This window comes from Paraburkholderia phosphatilytica, from assembly GCF_003443895.1.
Classification (GTDB): Bacteria; Pseudomonadota; Gammaproteobacteria; order Burkholderiales; family Burkholderiaceae; genus Paraburkholderia; species Paraburkholderia phosphatilytica.
In genome coordinates this window covers 247,262-264,220 of the sequence record NZ_QQOA01000002.1, presented here as the reverse complement: position 1 = coordinate 264,220, position 16,959 = coordinate 247,262, and the positions used below count along the sequence as shown (strand labels likewise).

At 66.4% G+C, this 16,959-nt stretch carries 16 protein-coding genes and 1 pseudogene; 11 read left to right on the top strand and 6 right to left on the bottom strand.

The window, feature by feature from the left end; all coding sequences use genetic code 11:
• Positions 1–9 precede the first annotated feature (9 nt).
• The 7 genes from DVS29_RS37175 to DVS29_RS02940 all read left to right on the top strand — a co-directional run bounded on the left by DVS29_RS37175 (position 10) and on the right by DVS29_RS02940 (position 6,513).
• Positions 10–204 carry a hypothetical protein gene (locus tag DVS29_RS37175; protein ID WP_164707832.1) on the top strand — a complete coding sequence of 65 codons (195 nt, stop codon included), beginning with the start codon at positions 10–12 and terminating at the stop codon, positions 202–204.
• Between the two features lie 123 nt (positions 205–327).
• On the top strand, positions 328–1,452 hold the full coding sequence (locus DVS29_RS02965) for a sulfate ABC transporter substrate-binding protein (protein ID WP_240655433.1): 1,125 nt from the start codon (positions 328–330) through the stop codon (positions 1,450–1,452).
• A gap of 2 nt (positions 1,453–1,454) precedes the next feature.
• Complete coding sequence (cysT, locus tag DVS29_RS02960; protein WP_118178946.1) at positions 1,455–2,348, top strand: sulfate ABC transporter permease subunit CysT; 894 nt, start codon at positions 1,455–1,457, stop codon at positions 2,346–2,348.
• Entirely contained in the window at positions 2,345–3,328 is a 984-nt protein-coding gene (cysW, locus tag DVS29_RS02955) for a sulfate ABC transporter permease subunit CysW (protein WP_118178945.1), read from the top strand. Before cysT ends, cysW begins: the two co-directional genes overlap by 4 nt.
• A complete protein-coding gene (locus DVS29_RS02950; protein ID WP_118178944.1) occupies positions 3,325–4,401 on the top strand; it encodes a sulfate/molybdate ABC transporter ATP-binding protein in 1,077 nt (358 codons plus the stop codon). Before cysW ends, DVS29_RS02950 begins: the two co-directional genes overlap by 4 nt.
• A gap of 101 nt (positions 4,402–4,502) precedes the next feature.
• On the top strand, positions 4,503–5,429 hold the full coding sequence (locus tag DVS29_RS02945; RefSeq protein ID WP_118178943.1) for a CysB family HTH-type transcriptional regulator: 927 nt from the start codon (positions 4,503–4,505) through the stop codon (positions 5,427–5,429).
• A gap of 52 nt (positions 5,430–5,481) precedes the next feature.
• Positions 5,482–6,513 carry an asparaginase gene (locus DVS29_RS02940; RefSeq protein ID WP_118178942.1) on the top strand — a complete coding sequence of 344 codons (1,032 nt, stop codon included), beginning with the start codon at positions 5,482–5,484 and terminating at the stop codon, positions 6,511–6,513.
• 39 nt (positions 6,514–6,552) lie between these two features.
• Here the strand turns inward: DVS29_RS02940 and DVS29_RS02935 are convergent, their stop codons facing one another.
• Positions 6,553–7,467 carry a LysR family transcriptional regulator gene (locus DVS29_RS02935; RefSeq protein ID WP_118178941.1) on the bottom strand — a complete coding sequence of 305 codons (915 nt, stop codon included), beginning with the start codon at positions 7,465–7,467 and terminating at the stop codon, positions 6,553–6,555.
• A gap of 215 nt (positions 7,468–7,682) precedes the next feature.
• On the opposite strand from DVS29_RS02935, the gene DVS29_RS02930 reads away from it, so the two are divergent.
• Positions 7,683–8,549: an NmrA family NAD(P)-binding protein gene (locus DVS29_RS02930; protein WP_118178940.1), complete on the top strand. Its 867-nt coding sequence runs from the start codon at positions 7,683–7,685 to the stop codon at positions 8,547–8,549.
• Between the two features lie 323 nt (positions 8,550–8,872).
• Here DVS29_RS02930 and DVS29_RS02925 read toward each other — a convergent pair whose 3' ends face one another.
• The 3 genes from DVS29_RS02925 to gcl form a co-directional block, all read right to left on the bottom strand.
• Complete coding sequence (locus tag DVS29_RS02925; RefSeq protein WP_118178939.1) at positions 8,873–9,778, bottom strand: 2-hydroxy-3-oxopropionate reductase; 906 nt, start codon at positions 9,776–9,778, stop codon at positions 8,873–8,875.
• 61 nt (positions 9,779–9,839) lie between these two features.
• A complete protein-coding gene (gene hyi / locus DVS29_RS02920) occupies positions 9,840–10,634 on the bottom strand; it encodes a hydroxypyruvate isomerase (RefSeq protein ID WP_118178938.1) in 795 nt (264 codons plus the stop codon).
• 81 nt (positions 10,635–10,715) lie between these two features.
• Positions 10,716–12,491 (bottom strand): glyoxylate carboligase, encoded by a 1,776-nt coding sequence (gene gcl, locus DVS29_RS02915; protein ID WP_118178937.1) that lies wholly within the window; start codon positions 12,489–12,491, stop codon positions 10,716–10,718.
• Positions 12,492–12,695: 204 nt separating this feature from the next.
• Here gcl and DVS29_RS02910 point away from each other — a divergent pair, with 204 nt between their 5' ends.
• Entirely contained in the window at positions 12,696–13,607 is a 912-nt protein-coding gene (locus DVS29_RS02910) for a LysR family transcriptional regulator (protein WP_118178936.1), read from the top strand.
• A gap of 34 nt (positions 13,608–13,641) precedes the next feature.
• Here DVS29_RS02910 and DVS29_RS02905 read toward each other — a convergent pair whose 3' ends face one another.
• Positions 13,642–14,040, bottom strand: coding sequence for a cupredoxin domain-containing protein (locus DVS29_RS02905; protein ID WP_240655432.1), 399 nt, complete (start codon positions 14,038–14,040; stop codon positions 13,642–13,644).
• 4 nt (positions 14,041–14,044) lie between these two features.
• Positions 14,045–14,954 (bottom strand): annotated as a pseudogene (locus tag DVS29_RS02900) (metallophosphoesterase family protein); the annotation flags it as partial.
• A gap of 258 nt (positions 14,955–15,212) precedes the next feature.
• Between DVS29_RS02900 and DVS29_RS02895 the strand changes: the two are divergent.
• Complete coding sequence (locus tag DVS29_RS02895) at positions 15,213–15,950, top strand: RNA polymerase sigma factor (protein WP_240655444.1); 738 nt, start codon at positions 15,213–15,215, stop codon at positions 15,948–15,950.
• Complete coding sequence (locus DVS29_RS02890; RefSeq protein ID WP_118178933.1) at positions 15,940–16,938, top strand: zf-HC2 domain-containing protein; 999 nt, start codon at positions 15,940–15,942, stop codon at positions 16,936–16,938. Before DVS29_RS02895 ends, DVS29_RS02890 begins: the two co-directional genes overlap by 11 nt.
• Positions 16,939–16,959 lie beyond the last annotated feature (21 nt).

Below are 16,959 nucleotides of genomic sequence, written 5' to 3'. Positions count from 1 at the left end.
CGCCACTGTATGGATGAACAGGTGTCTGTATTTTTATACAGTATCGGGCGCATTTCAAGCTTTACTTTAAGTTTGGCGCTTACGGTGTTGCGCGCCGCCCATCGTCCCGCCGCGATAACGTCGGAAACCGGCGTGTCAGCAGCGGAAAACGGGCCGCAACGCCGCTTCCAGCCGTCATTACCACTTTTACGTATAAAAAAGTGAAAAACAATTATTTTTGATGATGAAAGCCCGTCGATAGACTGGCCCGACATCGAGCCAACGCCTGCCGCATCGGCCTTCCAGCCAGGCGGGCAGAGGCGGACAACGAACGAGTCGGAGAACCAGATGGTCGATCGGAACACGGGGAATCGCGCGAGCGACGCGGTGGGCAACGCAGGAATTGAACGGCGCACGAACCGCGTGCCGAGTCGCGTACGCCACGCAGCCGCCGCGCTGCGTCTGCGCGCGCAGCGCTGGGCACTCGCGCTCGCGGTGGGGGTCACGGCGTCGGCGGGATTCGTCGCCCATGCGCACGCGGACACGACGCTGCTGAACGTGTCGTACGACCCGACGCGCGAGCTGTATCAGGACATCGACCAGGCATTCGGCAAGGAATGGAAGGCGAAGACCGGCGAGACGATCGACTTCAAACAGTCGCACGGCGGCTCCGGCGCGCAGGCGCGTTCGGTGCTCGACGGCCTGCAGGCCGACGTCGTGACGCTCGCGCTCGCGTACGACATCGACGCGCTGGCCAGCAAAGGACTCGTCGACAAGAACTGGCAGAAGCGTCTGCCGGACAACGCATCGCCGTACACGTCGACGATCGTGTTTCTCGTGCGCAAGGGCAATCCGAAGCACATCAAGGACTGGGACGATCTCGTGAAGCCGGGCGTGTCGATCGTCACGCCGAACCCGAAGACGTCGGGCGGCGCGCGCTGGAACTATCTGGCCGCGTGGGCGTACGCGCTGCATCAGCCGGGCGGCAACGACGCGAAGGCGAAGGAATTCGTGACGAAGCTGTACAAGAACGCCGGCGTGCTCGATTCGGGCGCGCGCGGCGCGACCACGAGCTTCGTGCAGCGCGGTATCGGCGATGTGCTGATTGCCTGGGAAAACGAAGCATTTCTGTCGCAGAAGGAATTCGGTGCCGACAAGTTCGAGATCGTCGTGCCGTCGATCAGCATTCTCGCCGAGCCGCCCGTCGCGGTGGTCGACAAGGTCGTCGACAAACACGGCACGCGCAAGGTGGCCGAAGCGTATCTGAACTTCCTGTATAGCGAGGAGGGCCAGGAGATCGCCGCGAAGAACTTCTACCGGCCGCGCTCGGACAAGGTGCCGGCCGCGCTCACCGCGAAGTTTCCGAAGCTGAAGCTGTACACGGTCGACGACACGTTCGGCGGCTGGACCAACGCGCAGAAGACGCATTTCGCGGACGGCGGCGTGTTCGATTCGATCTACCAGCCGCAGTAATCATGACGACGCTGACCTTGCGCAAGCCCAGCGCGTTACCCGGTTTCGGCGTGACGCTCGGCATCACGGTGGCGTATCTGAGCCTCGTGGTGCTGATTCCGCTGGCCGCCACGTTCCTGAAGACCGCGACGCTCGACTGGCATCAGTTCGTACGCGCCGTCGCGTCGCCGCGTGTGCTCGCGTCGTACCGGCTCACGTTTCTCGCCGCGCTCGGCGGTGCGTGCATCAATGCTGTGTTCGGCTTTCTCGTGGCGTGGGTGCTGGTGCGCTACCGCTTCCCGCTGAAGCGCATCGTCGATGCGGTCGTCGATCTGCCGTTCGCGCTGCCCACGTCGGTTGCCGGCATTTCGCTCGCAGCGGTCTATGCGGGCAACGGCTGGATCGGCCAGTGGCTGCAGCCGCTCGGCATCAAGATCGCGTTCACGCCGCTCGGCGTGCTGGTCGCGCTGACCTTCATCGGCCTGCCGTTCGTGGTGCGCACGGTGCAGCCGGTGCTCGAAGAGTTCGAGCGCGAGCAGGAAGAAGCCGCGGCGTGCCTCGGCGCATCGCGCTGGCTCACGTTCCGGCGCGTCGTGCTGCCGGCCGTGCTGCCCGCGCTGTTGACCGGCTTCGCGCTGGCTTTCGCGCGCGCGCTTGGCGAATACGGCTCGGTGATCTTCATCGCGGGCAACGTGCCGATGAAGTCGGAGATCACGTCACTGCTGATCATCACGAAGCTCGAGCAGTACGACTACGCCGGCGCGACCGCGCTCGCGGTGGTGATGCTGGTCGTGTCGTTCCTGATGCTGCTGTTCGTGAACAGCCTGCAGTGGTATCTGCAGCGTCGTACCAGCCGTTCGGGCGCGGCGCCGGTTGCTTTGTCAGCTCATCCGGCTGCCACGGGAGGCGCGCAATGAGTTCACCTGCTGTAGGCAATGACCGACGCGCGCGCCGCGCCGATCCCGTCACCGAACCGCGCGCGGTGCGCTGGCTGCTGACCGGCCTCGCGCTGCTGTTTCTCGCGTTCTTTCTCGTGGTGCCGCTGGCTGCGGTGTTCGCGCAGGCGTTCAGCAAGGGCGTCGGCGTGTACTTCGCGGCGCTCGCCGATCCGGACGCGCTCTCGGCGATCGAACTGACGCTGCTGACTGCTGCGATCGCGGTGCCGCTCAATCTCGTGTTCGGTCTCGCGGCTTCGTGGGCGATCGCGAAGTTCGAGTTCAAGGGCCGTGCACTGCTGACGACGCTGATCGACCTGCCGTTCTCCGTATCGCCGGTGATCTCGGGGCTCGTCTACGTGCTGCTGTTCGGCGCGCAGGGCTGGTTCGGTCCGTGGCTCGAAGATCACAACGTGCAGATCATTTTCGCGGTGCCGGGCATCGTGCTCGCGACGATCTTCGTCACGTTCCCGTTCGTCGCGCGCGAACTGATTCCGCTGATGCAGGCGCAGGGCACCGACGAGGAAGAAGCCGCGCACGTGCTCGGCGCTTCGGGCTGGCAGATTTTCCGCCGCGTGACGCTGCCGAACATCCGCTGGGGCCTGCTGTACGGCGTGATTCTCTGCAACGCGCGCGCGATGGGCGAGTTCGGCGCGGTGTCGGTGGTGTCGGGCCACATTCGCGGCCAGACCGACACGATGCCGCTACACGTCGAGATCCTCTACAACGAATACAACTTCGCGGCGGCATTCGCGGTGGCGTCGCTGCTGGCGCTGCTCGCGCTCGTCACGCTCGGTCTCAAGCTGCTCGCGGAGCGGCACATGGCGCAGGATGCGCGCGGCGCCGATGTGCCCGCGCATGCAGGACCACTGCACACGCAGAACGCACGCGGCGCATCTGCAACAACCGTAGTCAGCACCCCGCTTCAGCACGCCGTCCAGCAAGGAGAGCTGTCATCATGAGCATCATCGTTCGCAACCTGCGGAAGCGCTTCGGCGACTTCACCGCGCTCGACGACGTGTCGCTCGACTTTCCGCCGGGCGAACTTGTTGCGCTGCTCGGGCCCTCAGGCTGCGGCAAGACCACGCTGCTGCGGGTGATCGCGGGCCTCGAATTCGCGGATGCGGGCCAGGTCGTGCTGCAAGGTCAGGACGTGGCCGAAGTGGGCGCGCGCGAGCGTCAGGTCGGCTTCGTGTTCCAGCATTACGCGCTGTTCCGCCATATGACGGTGTTCGAGAACGTCGCGTTCGGGCTGCGCGTGAAGCCGCGCAACGAGCGTCCGTCCGAAGCCGTGATTCGCGAGAAGGTGCATGAACTGCTGAAGCTCGTGCAGCTCGACTGGCTCGCGCAGCGCTATCCGTCCGAATTGTCCGGCGGTCAGCGGCAGCGGATCGCGCTGGCGCGCGCGCTTGCCGTGGAGCCGAAGGTGCTGCTGCTCGACGAGCCGTTCGGCGCGCTCGACGCGAAGGTGCGCAAGGAACTGCGTGGCTGGCTGCGCCGCCTGCACGACGATCTGCATATCTCGACGATCTTCGTCACGCACGATCAGGAAGAGGCGCTCGAAGTGGCCGACCGCATCGTCGTGCTGAATCACGGTCACGTCGAGCAGGTGGGCAGCCCGCAGGACGTCTACGATCATCCGCAGACGTCGTTCGTGTACGAGTTTCTCGGCGCGGCGAACCGGCTGCAGGGTCATGCATCGACGCGCGGCTTCACCGTCGATGGCGCCGCGCAACCGATCGCCGCATCCGCCGGCTTCGAAGGTCCCGCGTATGCGTACGTGCGCCCGCACGACCTGCAGCTGATCCCGCACGCGGTGGTGCCGGCGGCGGGCGTCAGCGACGGCATCGCGGTCGGCGTGCGGCGGGTCGTGCCGCTGGGCGGCGCGGTACGCGTCGAGCTGGTGGGCGACAGCGGCGGCGTGCTCGAAGCGCAGCTCGATCGCGAAACGTGGCGCGAGCTGAAGCTCGAAGTCGGCGACGGCGTAACGGCCGTGCCGCGCGCGCTGCGCGTGTTCCCGGCGCCGGCGCAGTGACGCAGTGACGCAGTGAACCAGTACCGCAGCGCGCGTCGAAGTACGCATCCCCATGTCATGCATTGCATAATCCAATCAACTTCGGCTGAACCGGAGACATCATGAATTTCCAGCAGTTGCGCTTCGTGCGCGAGGCCGTGCGCCAGAACATGAACCTGACCGAGGTCGCGAACGTGCTGTACACGTCGCAGTCGGGCGTGTCGAAGCAGATCAAGGACCTCGAGGACGAGCTCGGCGTCGACATCTTCATCCGCCGCGGCAAGCGGCTCACCGGCCTCACTGAGCCGGGCAAGGCGGTGCATCAGCTGATCGAGCGGATGCTGCTCGATGCCGAGAACCTGCGCCGCGTCGCGCGCCAGTTCGCGGATCAGGACAGCGGCCACCTAGTCGTCGCGACGACTCACACGCAGGCGCGCTATGCGCTGCCGAAGGTGATCCGCGAGTTCACGTCGGTGTTTCCGAAGGTGCACCTGGCGCTGCGTCAGGGCAATCCGCAGCAGATCGCGCAGATGATCATCAACGGCGAAGCGGACCTCGGCATCTCGACTGAAGCGCTGGACCGTTATCCGGACATCGTCACGTTCCCGTGCTATTCGTGGCATCACATCGTCGTGGTGCCGAAGGACCATCCGCTCGTCGGCCGCGAGAACCTGACGCTCGATGAGATCGCCGAATACCCGATCGTCACCTACGACCAGGACTTCACGGGCCGCTCGCACATCGACCAGGCGTTCGCGAAGGCGGGCGCGCTGCCCGACGTCGTGCTGACCGCGATCGATGCGGACGTGATCAAGACCTACGTCGAACTCGGGATGGGCATCGGCGTGGTCGCGGCAATGGCCTACGATCCGAAGCGCGATACGGAGCTCGTCGCGCTCGATACGCAGCATCTGTTCGAAGCCAGCACCACGCGCGTCGGCCTGCGCAAGGGCGCGTTCCTGCGCGCGTACGCGTACAAGCTGATCGAGATGTTCGCGCCCCATCTGAGCGAAGCGGAGATCGCGGCGCAACTGCGTGAGGCTGTGTGATTTCGCGGCGCGCGTAGCAGTGCGACGGGCCGCATCGCTTACAATCGCGGCCATGAATACCTCTACTCACACTCCCTCCGCCGGCGGCGCGTCCGCGCTGCCGTGCATCGCCGTGCTCGCCACTGGCGGCACGATCGCCGGCTCCGCGCCGGATGCGGCCAACACGTCCGGCTACCAGGCCGGCGTCGTCGGCGTCGCGCAACTGCTCGATGCGGTGCCGGCGCTGTCTTCCGTTGCGCGCATTCAGGCCGAGCAGGTCGCGAGCATCGACAGCAAGGACATGGCGCTGTCGCTGTGGACCACGCTCGCCGAACGCGTCGACACGCTGCTCGCCGACGATGCGATCGACGGCATCGTGATCACGCACGGCACCGATACGCTCGAAGAAACCGCGTATTTCCTGCAGCTGACGGTCAAGCACACGAAGCCCGTCGTACTGACCGCGGCGATGCGGCCGTCGTCCGCGCTTTCCGCCGACGGTCCGCTCAATCTGCTCAACGCGGTGACGGTGGCCGCGAGCCGCGCGGCGCACGGGCAGGGCGTGCTGGTCGCGTTCAACAACCGGATCCACTGCGCGCGCGACATCGCGAAGACCAGCACCTATGCGGTCGATGCATTCCAGTCCGCCGAGATCGGCGCGCTCGGCTGGGTGCAGGACGGCCGCGTCGAATTCCAGCGCCGCGCGCTGCGCGCGCATACCGTCGCGACGCCATTCAAGGCCGGCGCGGCATGGCCGATGGTCGAGGTGGTGGCGAGCTATGCAGGCACGTCGCGGGTTGCCGTCGATGCGCTCGTCGCGGCGGGCGTGCAGGGCATCGTCGTCGCGGGTACGGGCAATGGCTCGATCCACGCGTCGCTGCAGCAGGCGCTCACGGAGGCGGTGGCGAAGGGCGTCGCGGTGGTGCGTTCGTCGCGCGTCGGCTCGGGCCACGTGATGCGCAACGGCGCCGCCGCGGACGATGCGCTCGGCTTCGTGTCCGCCGACACGCTCAATCCGTACAAGGCGCGCGTGCTGCTGCTGCTCGCGCTCGCGGCGGGGCAGAGCGGTGCGGCGGCGTTGCAGCATACGTTCGATACGTATTGATCACGTACTAACGGTACTGAATGGCGGAGCTTCGCCCGGTCAATGCCCTGCCGTCAGCTCGAGAAAAAAATCGAGAAACGCCCGTGTTTTCGCGGGCAGATGATGCCGCGATGGATAGTACGCGTAAAGCGGAAACCGCTCGTCGGGCCAATCCGGAAACAGGTTGATCAGATGCCCTTCGGCGATCAGATGCTCGACGCCGAACTGCAGCATCTGCGCGATCCCGAATCCGGCCAGGCACGCATTCAGCAGCGCGCTCGGATCGTTCACGGTCAGCCGTCCTCGCGGCACCACGTCGACACGTTTGCGCTTGCGATGGAATTCCCACGGGAACGGCTTGCCCGTTTGCGGGTTGCGAAATTCCAGGCAGCGATGGTCCCGGCTTTCCAGATCCCGCGGTTCGAGCGGACGTCCCCAGCGCGCGATATAAGACGGCGCGGCCACCGTCAGCACTGCCGTATCCAGCACCTTGCGTGCAACCAGCGTGGACGTTTTCGGCTCGCCGAAGCGCAGCGCGAGATCGAAGCCTTCCACGACGAGATCGCCGAGACTGTCCCGCGCGATGAACTCGATTTCGATTTCGGGGTGCGCGCTCATGAAGCGGTCGAGCGGCGGGCCTAGAATCGCGCGGTAGCAGACCGGGTCCAGGTTCACCCGCAGCTTGCCGCGCACCGCCGCCGCACCGCCTGCCGCCGCGGCGGCCGCTTCCTCCAGTCCCGTGAGATGCGGCATCACCTGCTCGTAGAAGCGGCGGCCTTCGTCGGTCAGTGAGACCGAGCGCGTGGTCCGGTTCAGCAGGCGGATCTTCAGCCGCTTTTCCAGCCGCGCGATCGCGCGACTGACGCCCGGCGGCGACATGCCGATCACATCCGCGGCCGCCGCAAATGTTCCCGCATCGACGACGGCGGCGAACACGCCAATCCCACTGGAAAAGTTTTCGATTCTCGATGTCATGGCTGTGCGCTGCGGGTCAAAAGCGATGGCCCAATCATCGCGTATTAGTGACTTGATGTCATCGATTTAATGTCATTCATGTCATTTTGTTTCGACCGGCGTTTCTCCAGAATGCGTTCTGTCGACGCGAACGCATGCCGTTCGCGGCCACGAAGACCGTCGTGCAGCGGACATCGCGCTGCGCATTCACGCAAGAACACGCAAGGAGATTGGCCATGTATGCAGTGACAGGAATCACCGGAAAAGTTGGCGGCGCGGTGGCGCGCGAGCTATTGGCGGCGGGTCGGCAGGTGCGCGCCGTGGTACGCGACGCCGCGCGGGCGGACGCGTGGAAGTCGCGCGGCTGCGAACTCGCGATCGCTCGCATGGAAGACGCCGCGACGCTGGCCGCCGCGTTCGAAGGCGTGGAGGGCGTGTTCATCCTGCCGCCGCCGGAGTTCGATCCGGCGCCGGGCTTTCCCGAGGCGCGTCGGGTGATCGATGCGGTATCCGCCGCGCTGCGGATCGCGCAGCCGCCAAAAGTCGTCCTGCTGTCGACGATCGGCGCGCAGGCCACGGAGACCAATCTGCTCACGCAGCGCACGTTGATGGAACAGGCATTGAACGACCTGCCGATGCCCGTCACGTTCCTGCGGCCCGGCTGGTTCATGGAAAACGCCGCATGGGATGTCGCGTCGGCGCGCGACGACGGCGTGATCGCGAGCTATCTGCAGCCGCTCGACCGGGCCGTGCCGATGATCGCCACCGCCGATGTGGGTCGCGTGTCCGCCGAGTTGCTGCAACAGACGTGGAGCGGACTTCGTATCGTCGAACTGGAAGGGCCGCGCCGCGTGAGCCCGAACGAACTCGCGGCGGCGTTTGCCCGCGTGCTCGGTCGAGCGGTGCGTGCGGAGGTAGTCGAGCGAACAACCTGGGAAGCGCTATTCCGCGCGCAAGGAATGCAGCAACCGCTGCCGCGGATGCGGATGCTCGACGGCTTCAACGAAGGCTGGATCGATTTCGAAGGCTCGCCTGAAGCCATCATGCGCGGTCGCATCGATGTGGATGCAGTGGTGCGCGAACTCGTCGCGCAGGCGGTGTAAAAAAAGCGGCTCGCCGTCGTTCCGACGCGAGCCGCTCGCGATGATTCTCACCAGATACTGCTGCTGCGCACTTCGTGTGTAGCAATCCGACAGGCGGACACCCGGCCATGACGTCTGACCGACCAAGGCTTCCCCGGCATTGCCGGGTGCCGCTGCGGACCCCACTAGCCGCTCTCAGCCCAGAGCGGCCCGATTTGTCCTGACCGGAGTACGTGCCGCACGCCGTTCAGGACGCCCCACCTGCCGGCGCGCTGCGCAACTCACGCTGCGTGCCGAATGTCCTGCTGTGTCCTCCTCCCTTTCGGGAAGAGGGCCGCGTCATCTCACGCGGCCTTGGCTTCAGCCGGCGCCTGCGCGATCTCGAAGTTCGCCATGATTTCGAGCGCACGCACCATCGCCGAGTGATCCCACGCCTTGCCGCCGTTCGCGGCGCAGACGCTGAACAGTTGCTGCGCGCTCGCGGTGTGCGGCAGCGCGATGCCCAGCTTGCGCGCGCCTTCGATCGCGAGGTTCAGGTCCTTCTGATGCAGCTCGATGCGGAAGCCAGGGTTGAACGTGCGCTTCGTCATGCGTTCGCCGTGCACTTCAAGAATCCGCGACGACGCGAAGCCGCCCATCAGCGCACGACGCACGCGCTCTGGATCCGCGCCCGAACGCGCGGCGAACAGCAGCGCTTCCGCAACGGCCTCGATGTTCAGCGCGACGATGATCTGGTTCGCGACCTTGCAGGTCTGACCCGCGCCGTTGTCGCCGATCAGCGAGATGTTCTTGCCCATCAGGTCGAACAGCGGCTTCGCCTGGTCGAACGCCTTTTGCGGGCCGCCCACCATGATCGTCAGCGTCGCTTCGCGCGCGCCGACTTCGCCGCCCGAAACCGGCGCGTCGAGGTAGTCGCAGCCGAGCGCGTTGATCTTCTTCGCGAACTCCTGCGTGTCGAGCGGCGAGATCGAGCTCATGTCGATCACGAGCTTGCCCTTCGTGAGGCCCTTCGCGACGCCGTCATCGGCAAACAGCACGTTCGCGACGTCCGGCGTGTCCGGGACCATCGAGATGATGATGTCGGCGGCCTGTGCGACAGCCGTCGAGTTCGCGACCGACGTGGTCGTCGAGCGCAGGTCTTCGGGGACCGGGTACGCGCCGTTCACGACGAGCGTATGGCCGCCCTTCAGAAGGTTGCGCGCCATGTGCGCGCCCATGATGCCGAGGCCGATGAATCCGATCGTTGCCATGAGTGTGTCTCCAGGAAGTAAGTTCGTGTCGATCCGTACGTGACGCGGTGACGCCTGCGCGTCAGGCCGCGGCGCGCGATTTGCCGGCCACCGTTTCGAGCCAGCCGAGGCCCTCGTTGGTGGTCTTGAGCGGCTTGTACTCGCAGCCGATATAGCCGCTGTAGCCGAGTGAATCGAGCAGACCGAACAGGAACGGGTAGTTGATCTCGCCAGTGCCCGGCTCGTTGCGGCCCGGGTTGTCGGCGAGCTGGATGTGCGCGATCTTCGGCAGGTTCTTCCTGATCGTCGCGGCGAGTTCGCCTTCCATCCGCTGCATGTGATAGATGTCGTACTGCAGGAACAGGTTGTCCGAGCCCACGGCTTCGATCACGTCGAGACCTTCCGCCGAACGGTTCAGCGCGAAGCCGGGAATGTCGTACGAATTGCACGGCTCCACCAGCAGGCGGATGCCTTCCTTCTTCAGCGCGGCAGCGGCAAAGCGCAGGTTCTCGACGATGGTCACGCGCGCCTTGTCGGCATCCACATCCTTCGGAATGCCAACGAGGCAGTTGAGCTGCGGCACCTTCAGTGCTTTCGCGTAGTCGATCGCGCGGCCCACGCCTTCCTGGAACTCGGCAACCCGATGCGGCAGGCACGCGATACCGCGCTCGCCCGCTTCCCAGTTGCCGGCCGGCAGGTTGTGCAGCACCAGCTTCAGCTTGTTGGCTTCCAGGCGTTCGGCGAGATCCTGCTTGTCGAACGGGTAGGGGAACAGAAACTCGACGGCGTCGAAGCCCGCGTTCGCCGCGGCCACGAAGCGGTCGAGGAACGGCACTTCGTTGAACAGCATCGTCAGGTTGGCTGCGAATTTCGGCATTGCAATGTCTCTCTGGTCGGTCAATGGAACAGCAGGCCGGGCGCGCCGTACCTCTGCGCGCGCCCGGGTGAAGCAGGAGAATCAGTCGAGCATGCTGATCGCGCTGGGTGCGTCGGCCTTCGTTTGCGCGAGCTCTTCGAACTCGTTGATCGCGTCGATCTCGGTGCCCATCGCGATGTTGGTCACGCGCTCCAGGATCACTTCGACGACCACCGGCACGTTGAACTGCGCCGTCATCGCCTGAGCCTGCTTCAGCGCCGGCTGGATGTCTTCCGGCTTGAACACGCGCAGCGCCTTGCAGCCGAGGCCTTCGGCCACGGCGACGTGATCGACGCCGTAGCCTTCCAGCTCAGGTGCGTTGATGTTGTCGAACGCGAGCTGCACGCAGTAGTCCATGTCGAACGCGCGCTGCGCCTGGCGGATCAGCCCGAGGTACGAGTTGTTCACCACGACGTGCACGTACGGCAGCTTGAACTGCGCGCCCACGGCCAGTTCTTCGATCATGAACTGGAAGTCGTAGTCGCCGGAGAGCGCGACGATCGGACGCGTCGGGTCCGCGGCGCGCACGCCGAGCGCCGCCGGAATCGTCCAGCCGAGCGGGCCCGCCTGGCCGCAGTTGATCCAGTTGCGTGCCTTGTACACGTGCAGGAACTGCGCGCCGGCGATCTGCGACAGACCGATCGTGCTGACGTAGCAGGTGTCCTTGCCGAACGCGAGGTTCATCTCTTCGTACACGCGTTGCGGCTTGATCGGCGTGTTCTCGAAGTGCGTCTTGCGATGCATCGTGCGCTTGCGTTCCTGGCAGTCCGCGACCCACGCGGAGCGGTCCTGCAGCTTGCCCGCGGCCTTCCATTCCTTCGCCACTTCGACGAACAGCTCGAGCGCAGCCTTGGCGTCCGACACGATGCCGAGATCCGGGCCGAACACGCGGCCGATCTGCGTCGGTTCGATATCGACGTGCACGAACTTGCGGCCCTTCGTGTACACCTCAACGCTGCCGGTGTGACGGTTTGCCCAGCGGTTGCCGATGCCGAGCACGAAGTCGGACGCGAGCATCGTCGCGTTGCCGTAGCGGTGCGAGGTCTGCAGGCCGACCATGCCGGCCATCAGCGGATGGTCGTCGGGAATCGCACCCCACGACATCAGCGTCGGGATCACCGGCACGCCGATCGTTTCCGCGAATTCGACCAGCAAGTCTTCCGCCGCGGCGTTGAGCACGCCGCCGCCGGACACGATCAGCGGCTTCTCGGCGCTGTTGAGCATCGTCAGCGCGGCTTCGATCTGCTTGCGCGTCGCCTTCGGCTTGTACACCGGCAGCGGCTCGTACGTGTCGATGTCGAATTCGATCTCGGCGAGCTGCACGTCGATCGGCAGGTCGATCAGCACCGGACCCGGGCGGCCCGAGCGCATCAGGTGGAACGCCTGCTGGAATGCGCGCGGCACGAGCGCGGGTTCGCGCACGGTGGTCGCCCACTTGGTGACCGGCTTAGCGATCGATTCGATGTCGACGGCCTGGAAGTCTTCCTTGTAGAGGCGGGCGCGCGGCGCCTGGCCCGTGATCGCGAGGATCGGAATCGAGTCCGCCTGCGCCGAGTACAGGCCGGTGATCATGTCGGTGCCGGCAGGGCCCGAGGTGCCGATGCACACGCCGATGTTGCCCGGCGCGGCACGCGTATAGCCCTCGGCCATGTGCGATGCGCCTTCGACGTGACGCGCGAGCACGTGGCTGATGTTGCCGGCTTTGCGCATGGCCGAGTAAAACGGGTTGATCGCGGCGCCCGGAACGCCGAACGCGGTGTCGATGCCTTCTTTTTCGAGCACGAGCACTGCTGCGTCGACGGCTCTCATCTTGGCCATGAATGTCTCCTGAAGTCTCTGAAGCGTCTTGATGCGGGATTGCCGGTAAAGGCCGTTGGATGGACTTTAGGCTTGACCTAAAGGTTTGATAAGATCAGCTCAGGTCGCTTGTTTCGAAACTAAAAGTATGGAATTTGGCGAGCAGCGGCCTGAAGCGACACGAAAGCAATCCGAAAGCAGAGACAGGCAGCGGCGGAGACGAAGATGGACCGGTTCAAGCAGATCGAAACGTTCGTGCGGGTAGCGGACGCGGGCAGCCTCGCCGCGGCGGCGCTGGAAGAAGGGGTGTCGCCGGTGATCCTGGGCCGGCGCATCGACGCGCTCGAAAAGCGCCTGGGCGTGAAGCTGATCTACCGCTCGACGCGGCGGCTGGTGGTGAGCGAGGAGGGCGCGGCGTTTCTCGAGCGCTGCCGGGGCCTGCTCACCGAATGGGACCAGGCGGAAAACGAGCTGACGGCGGGGCGCCGGGCGGTCAACGGCCATCTGATCGTGTCGGCGCCGGCGGCGTACGGGCGCAAGCACGTCGCGCCGCACGCGCCGGATTTTCTCGCCGACAAGCCTGATCTGCAGGTGTCATTCAACCTGACCGACCGGGTGGTCGATCTGGTGCGCGAGGGCTACGACCTGTCGATCCGCATCGGCGGCGCGGTCGATCCGAACTTCGTCGCGGTGAAGCTCGCGACCAACCGGCGCGTGGTGTGCGGCACGCCCGAATACTTCCGCAAGTTCGGCAAGCCGAAGTCGCTCGACGACCTGCCCCAGCACAACTGCCTCGCGTTCAACCTGCAGGGCGGCCAGAACCGCGGCTGGTATTTCCGCCGCAACGGCAAGCTCGTGACGGTGCGCGTCGGCGGCACGCTCGACTGCAACGACGGCGAGCTGCTGCATCGTTGGGTATCCGAAGGATTGGGCCTCGGCTGGCGCTCCACGTGGGAGATCGACCAGCAGCTCGCGCGCGGCGAGCTGGAGACCGTGCTCGACGAATACGCGCTGCCCGATTACGACATCCTTGCCGTGTATCCGCAGCAGCGCTATGTGCCCGCCAAGGTGCGCTATTTCATCGACTATCTGAAAGCGCTGTACGCGCGGCCGGATTACTGGAGCAGCAACGAATAGCGCTTGCCGTGTCTACGACGGGGGCTCGCCAGTCTCAACCCACCACCAGCACCCCGTTCATCGTCTCGTGACCCGAGCCGCAGAAAATGTCGCACAGGAACTGCACATTGCCCGCGGCGCCGGCCTGCGCTTCGACGTGCACCGGCTGGCCGGGCGGCACGTCGGCGCGCACGCCGAGCTGCGGAATCGAAAAGCCCATCACCACGTCCTCCGACGTAACTTCGAACACGACCCGCTCGTTCGGCGCGAGCGCGATCTTGTCCGGCGTGAAGGTGAAACGGCGCGCGTGGACCTTGATCACGCGCGGCGCGGCCTGTGCAAGCGCGAGCGGAATGCCGGCGCGCGCGAGCAGCGCGGCGGCGCTCGACGCGCCGGCGAGGGCCAGCCAGCGGCGGCGGTTCATCAGGCGTGCGGTGGTCATCGATGTCGTCATGGCCGGCTCCGGGTTCAGGTGAGATTGCGGATCGGCATTTCATCGAGCGCATAGGCGGGCGGCGCACCGTCCGCTTCGACCTTGCGCCAGCCGAGGCCCTTGTACGGCGCCGACGCATCCCACGGGATCGGCAGCCGCTTTTCCTGCGAGCCCGCGACGGGCAGCGGGAACATCAGCGAGCGCGCCGCGTGATGCGCGATGTGGCCGGTGGTGGTGTGCAGCTCCTGATGGATGTGGCCGTAGAACACCGTCACGTTCTGATACGGCTGCAGTTGCGCGATCACGTCGGCGCCGTCGCGCGTCGCCCAGTCCCATTGCGGCGCGAGATCGAACAGCGGCCGGTGCGTGAACACGACGATGCGCTGCTCCTTCGGCTGCTTCGCGAGATCGTCGGCGAGCCACGCGAGCTGCGTCTGGCCGACGCGGCCGGCCGGGTCCGACACATTGTCGATCACGATGAAGTGGATGCCCTTGTGATCGAACGTGTAGTGCGTCGGGCCGAAAATCTCCTGGAACGCGGCGCCGTTGTCGAGACTCGCGTCGTGCTCGCCGGGCATCAGATGCAGCGGCGCCACCTCCAGCTTCGCGACGATCGACTGGAACTCGTGCATGCGCGCGCGGCGCACCGTGGGGTCGTCGGTGGTGTGGGTCAGGTCGCCGGTGAAGATCACGAAGTCGGGCTTCTGCGGCAGCGCGTTGACCGCGGCGACGGCCTTCGGCAGCGTGCCTTTCGCGTCCGGATTGATCGCCGGGCCTTCGAAGCCCCAGTGCGCGTCCGACAGCTGCACGAAGAAGAAGTCGTCGGCATGGTTGGTGGCAGCCGTGGCCCAGCCGGGCAGCGCCGACGCGAACGCGGCGCCGCCGCCGGCCGCGGCGAGGCGCAGGAAGTCGCGCCGGGTGAGGGTGGTCGACATGCAAGTCTCCTTTCGGGTGGATGTTGCGTGTCGTACCGCGGGCCTTCGCGCGTTATTCCCCTTTTATTTTTTGCCGTAAGCCGTCCGCGCGGGAATAAAAGCGCGTCGCATACGGTAAGTGCATCGGGCGCGGCGGATTTTTCATCCGGCGCGGAATAAACTCAGTGCGTAGCCGGTCATGCATGCCGTAACGCGGGCGCCGCCGAAGGGGGAGCCGCGAGCACACGGGGAGCGAGGGGAATCGGAGTGGACGATGCCGTGCTGAAGGCCGGAGACGATCGGGCGGGGCCGCGCAGCGACGCGGCACTTGCCGCCGCGCGCAGCCAGCGTTTCCAGACGCTTGCGTTGCCGCATCTCGATGCGGCGTACAACCTCGCGCGCTGGCTGTCGCGCAACCCGAGCGACGCCGACGACATCGTGCAGGAAGCCTTCCTGCGCGCGTTCCGCTTCTTCGATACGTTCCGCGGCGACAGCGCGCGCCCGTGGCTGCTCGCGATCGTGCGGCGCACCTGGTACACGGAGTGGCGGCGGCGGGCGTCGGCGGAGGAAGTGGCCGAGTTCGACGAGAACCAGGACGACACGCCGCTCGACGGCTGGGCCAGTGGCGGCGTCGATCCCGAAACGCTCGCGATCGAGGCGCAGGATGCGGAGCGCGTGCATGCGGCGCTCGAACAGCTGCCGGTCGAATATCGCGAGGTGCTGGTGTTGCGCGAACTGGAGGAACTGAGTTATCGCGAGATCGCGACGATCGCGAGCGTGCCGGTGGGCACCGTGATGTCGCGGCTCGCGCGGGGCCGCCGCAGGCTCGCCACCGTGCTGATGGCGATGGAGCGCAAGGGCGTGTCGCCGGCAGTGAGGGCAACCAAAGGGGCGGCCGAGCGCGGCAAGCCGGATACCGGGGCTGCCCGCGACGTCGCTGCACCGTTGCCGCCGCAGCTGCTTGCGGGCGGCGCCACCTTCAACCAGTCCGTAGGGGAGACGCCTGATGAACTGTGACGACGTGCGTCCGCTCCTCGATGCGAGCATGGATCGCGAGCTTTCCGCCGCCGACGACTGGCGCGTGCGGCAGCATCTGTCGGGCTGCGCGGACTGCCAGCGCGACGGCGCCGTGCTGCGCGCGGTGTCCGGCGCGATGCGCTCGGTCGCCTATCAGCGGGCGCCGGAGAGCCTGCGCGCGGCGATCGTTGCCGGGTTGCCGGCGGTTGAGGTTGCGGTGGAGGCGGCGGGCGTTGCCGATGCGGGCGACGAGGCCGCGCCGGTGTCGGCCGCCGATGATGCCGGCGAAGCGCGGCGCGGGCCGTCGCGGGCCGGACATGGCAAGGGGCGCGGATGGCGTGGATGGCTGCCCAACGGTCTCCTGTTTCCCGGCGTCGCGTCGAAGGACTCGCGCGACGGCTCCGCGAACGGCGGAACGGCGGCCGGTGCACGCGCGTTCAGCACCCGCTGGCTGGCCGCGTTCGGCTTCGCGCTGTGCGCGGCGGTGCTGGCGGTGACGCTGCTGGTGCGTCACGCGGCGAGTGGCGACGATGGCGGTCCGTTCGTCGACGAACTGGTCGCGAGTCACGTGCGGGCGGAACTGTCAGGCCGCGACATCGACGTCGTATCGACCGACCGGCACACCGTGAAGCCGTGGTTCAACGGCCGGATCGACTATGCGCCGCCGGTGTTCGACATGGCGCCCGAGGGCTTCGCGCTGGTGGGCGGGCGGCTCGACTACGTGGGGCACGAGCGGGTCGCGGTGCTGGTGTACCGCTACAAGAAGCACGTGATCGACGTGTACGTGTTCCCGCCGGGCGCACCCGCGGCCGACGGCCCGGCGCCCGCCGCGCCGCGCGACGGCTACGCGGTGGCGCGCTGGCAGGCGGCCGGCATGGCGTGGTGGGCAGTCAGCGACGCCGAGCCGGACGCGCTCGCGGCACTCCACAAGGCGCTCGACGCGCGTCTTGCGGGCGCGCAGACGGAGAAAGACGCGGCGGGAAGCTGAGCGCTGCGTGCTTTCTAGGGG

What these genes read in the sequence shown, in the direction of transcription:
- DVS29_RS37175 (WP_164707832.1), top strand. Translation starts at nt 10, where the DNA reads ATGGATGAACAGGTGTCTGTATTTTTATACAGTATCGGGCGCATTTCA.
- DVS29_RS02965 (WP_240655433.1), top strand. Translation starts at nt 328, where the DNA reads ATGGTCGATCGGAACACGGGGAATCGCGCGAGCGACGCGGTGGGCAAC.
- cysT (WP_118178946.1), top strand. Translation starts at nt 1,455, where the DNA reads ATGACGACGCTGACCTTGCGCAAGCCCAGCGCGTTACCCGGTTTCGGC.
- cysW (WP_118178945.1), top strand. Translation starts at nt 2,345, where the DNA reads ATGAGTTCACCTGCTGTAGGCAATGACCGACGCGCGCGCCGCGCCGAT.
- DVS29_RS02950 (WP_118178944.1), top strand. Translation starts at nt 3,325, where the DNA reads ATGAGCATCATCGTTCGCAACCTGCGGAAGCGCTTCGGCGACTTCACC.
- DVS29_RS02945 (WP_118178943.1), top strand. Translation starts at nt 4,503, where the DNA reads ATGAATTTCCAGCAGTTGCGCTTCGTGCGCGAGGCCGTGCGCCAGAAC.
- DVS29_RS02940 (WP_118178942.1), top strand. Translation starts at nt 5,482, where the DNA reads ATGAATACCTCTACTCACACTCCCTCCGCCGGCGGCGCGTCCGCGCTG.
- DVS29_RS02935 (WP_118178941.1), bottom strand. Translation starts at nt 7,467, where the DNA reads ATGACATCGAGAATCGAAAACTTTTCCAGTGGGATTGGCGTGTTCGCC.
- DVS29_RS02930 (WP_118178940.1), top strand. Translation starts at nt 7,683, where the DNA reads ATGTATGCAGTGACAGGAATCACCGGAAAAGTTGGCGGCGCGGTGGCG.
- DVS29_RS02925 (WP_118178939.1), bottom strand. Translation starts at nt 9,778, where the DNA reads ATGGCAACGATCGGATTCATCGGCCTCGGCATCATGGGCGCGCACATG.
- hyi (WP_118178938.1), bottom strand. Translation starts at nt 10,634, where the DNA reads ATGCCGAAATTCGCAGCCAACCTGACGATGCTGTTCAACGAAGTGCCG.
- gcl (WP_118178937.1), bottom strand. Translation starts at nt 12,491, where the DNA reads ATGGCCAAGATGAGAGCCGTCGACGCAGCAGTGCTCGTGCTCGAAAAA.
- DVS29_RS02910 (WP_118178936.1), top strand. Translation starts at nt 12,696, where the DNA reads ATGGACCGGTTCAAGCAGATCGAAACGTTCGTGCGGGTAGCGGACGCG.
- DVS29_RS02905 (WP_240655432.1), bottom strand. Translation starts at nt 14,040, where the DNA reads ATGACGACATCGATGACCACCGCACGCCTGATGAACCGCCGCCGCTGG.
- DVS29_RS02890 (WP_118178933.1), top strand. Translation starts at nt 15,940, where the DNA reads ATGAACTGTGACGACGTGCGTCCGCTCCTCGATGCGAGCATGGATCGC.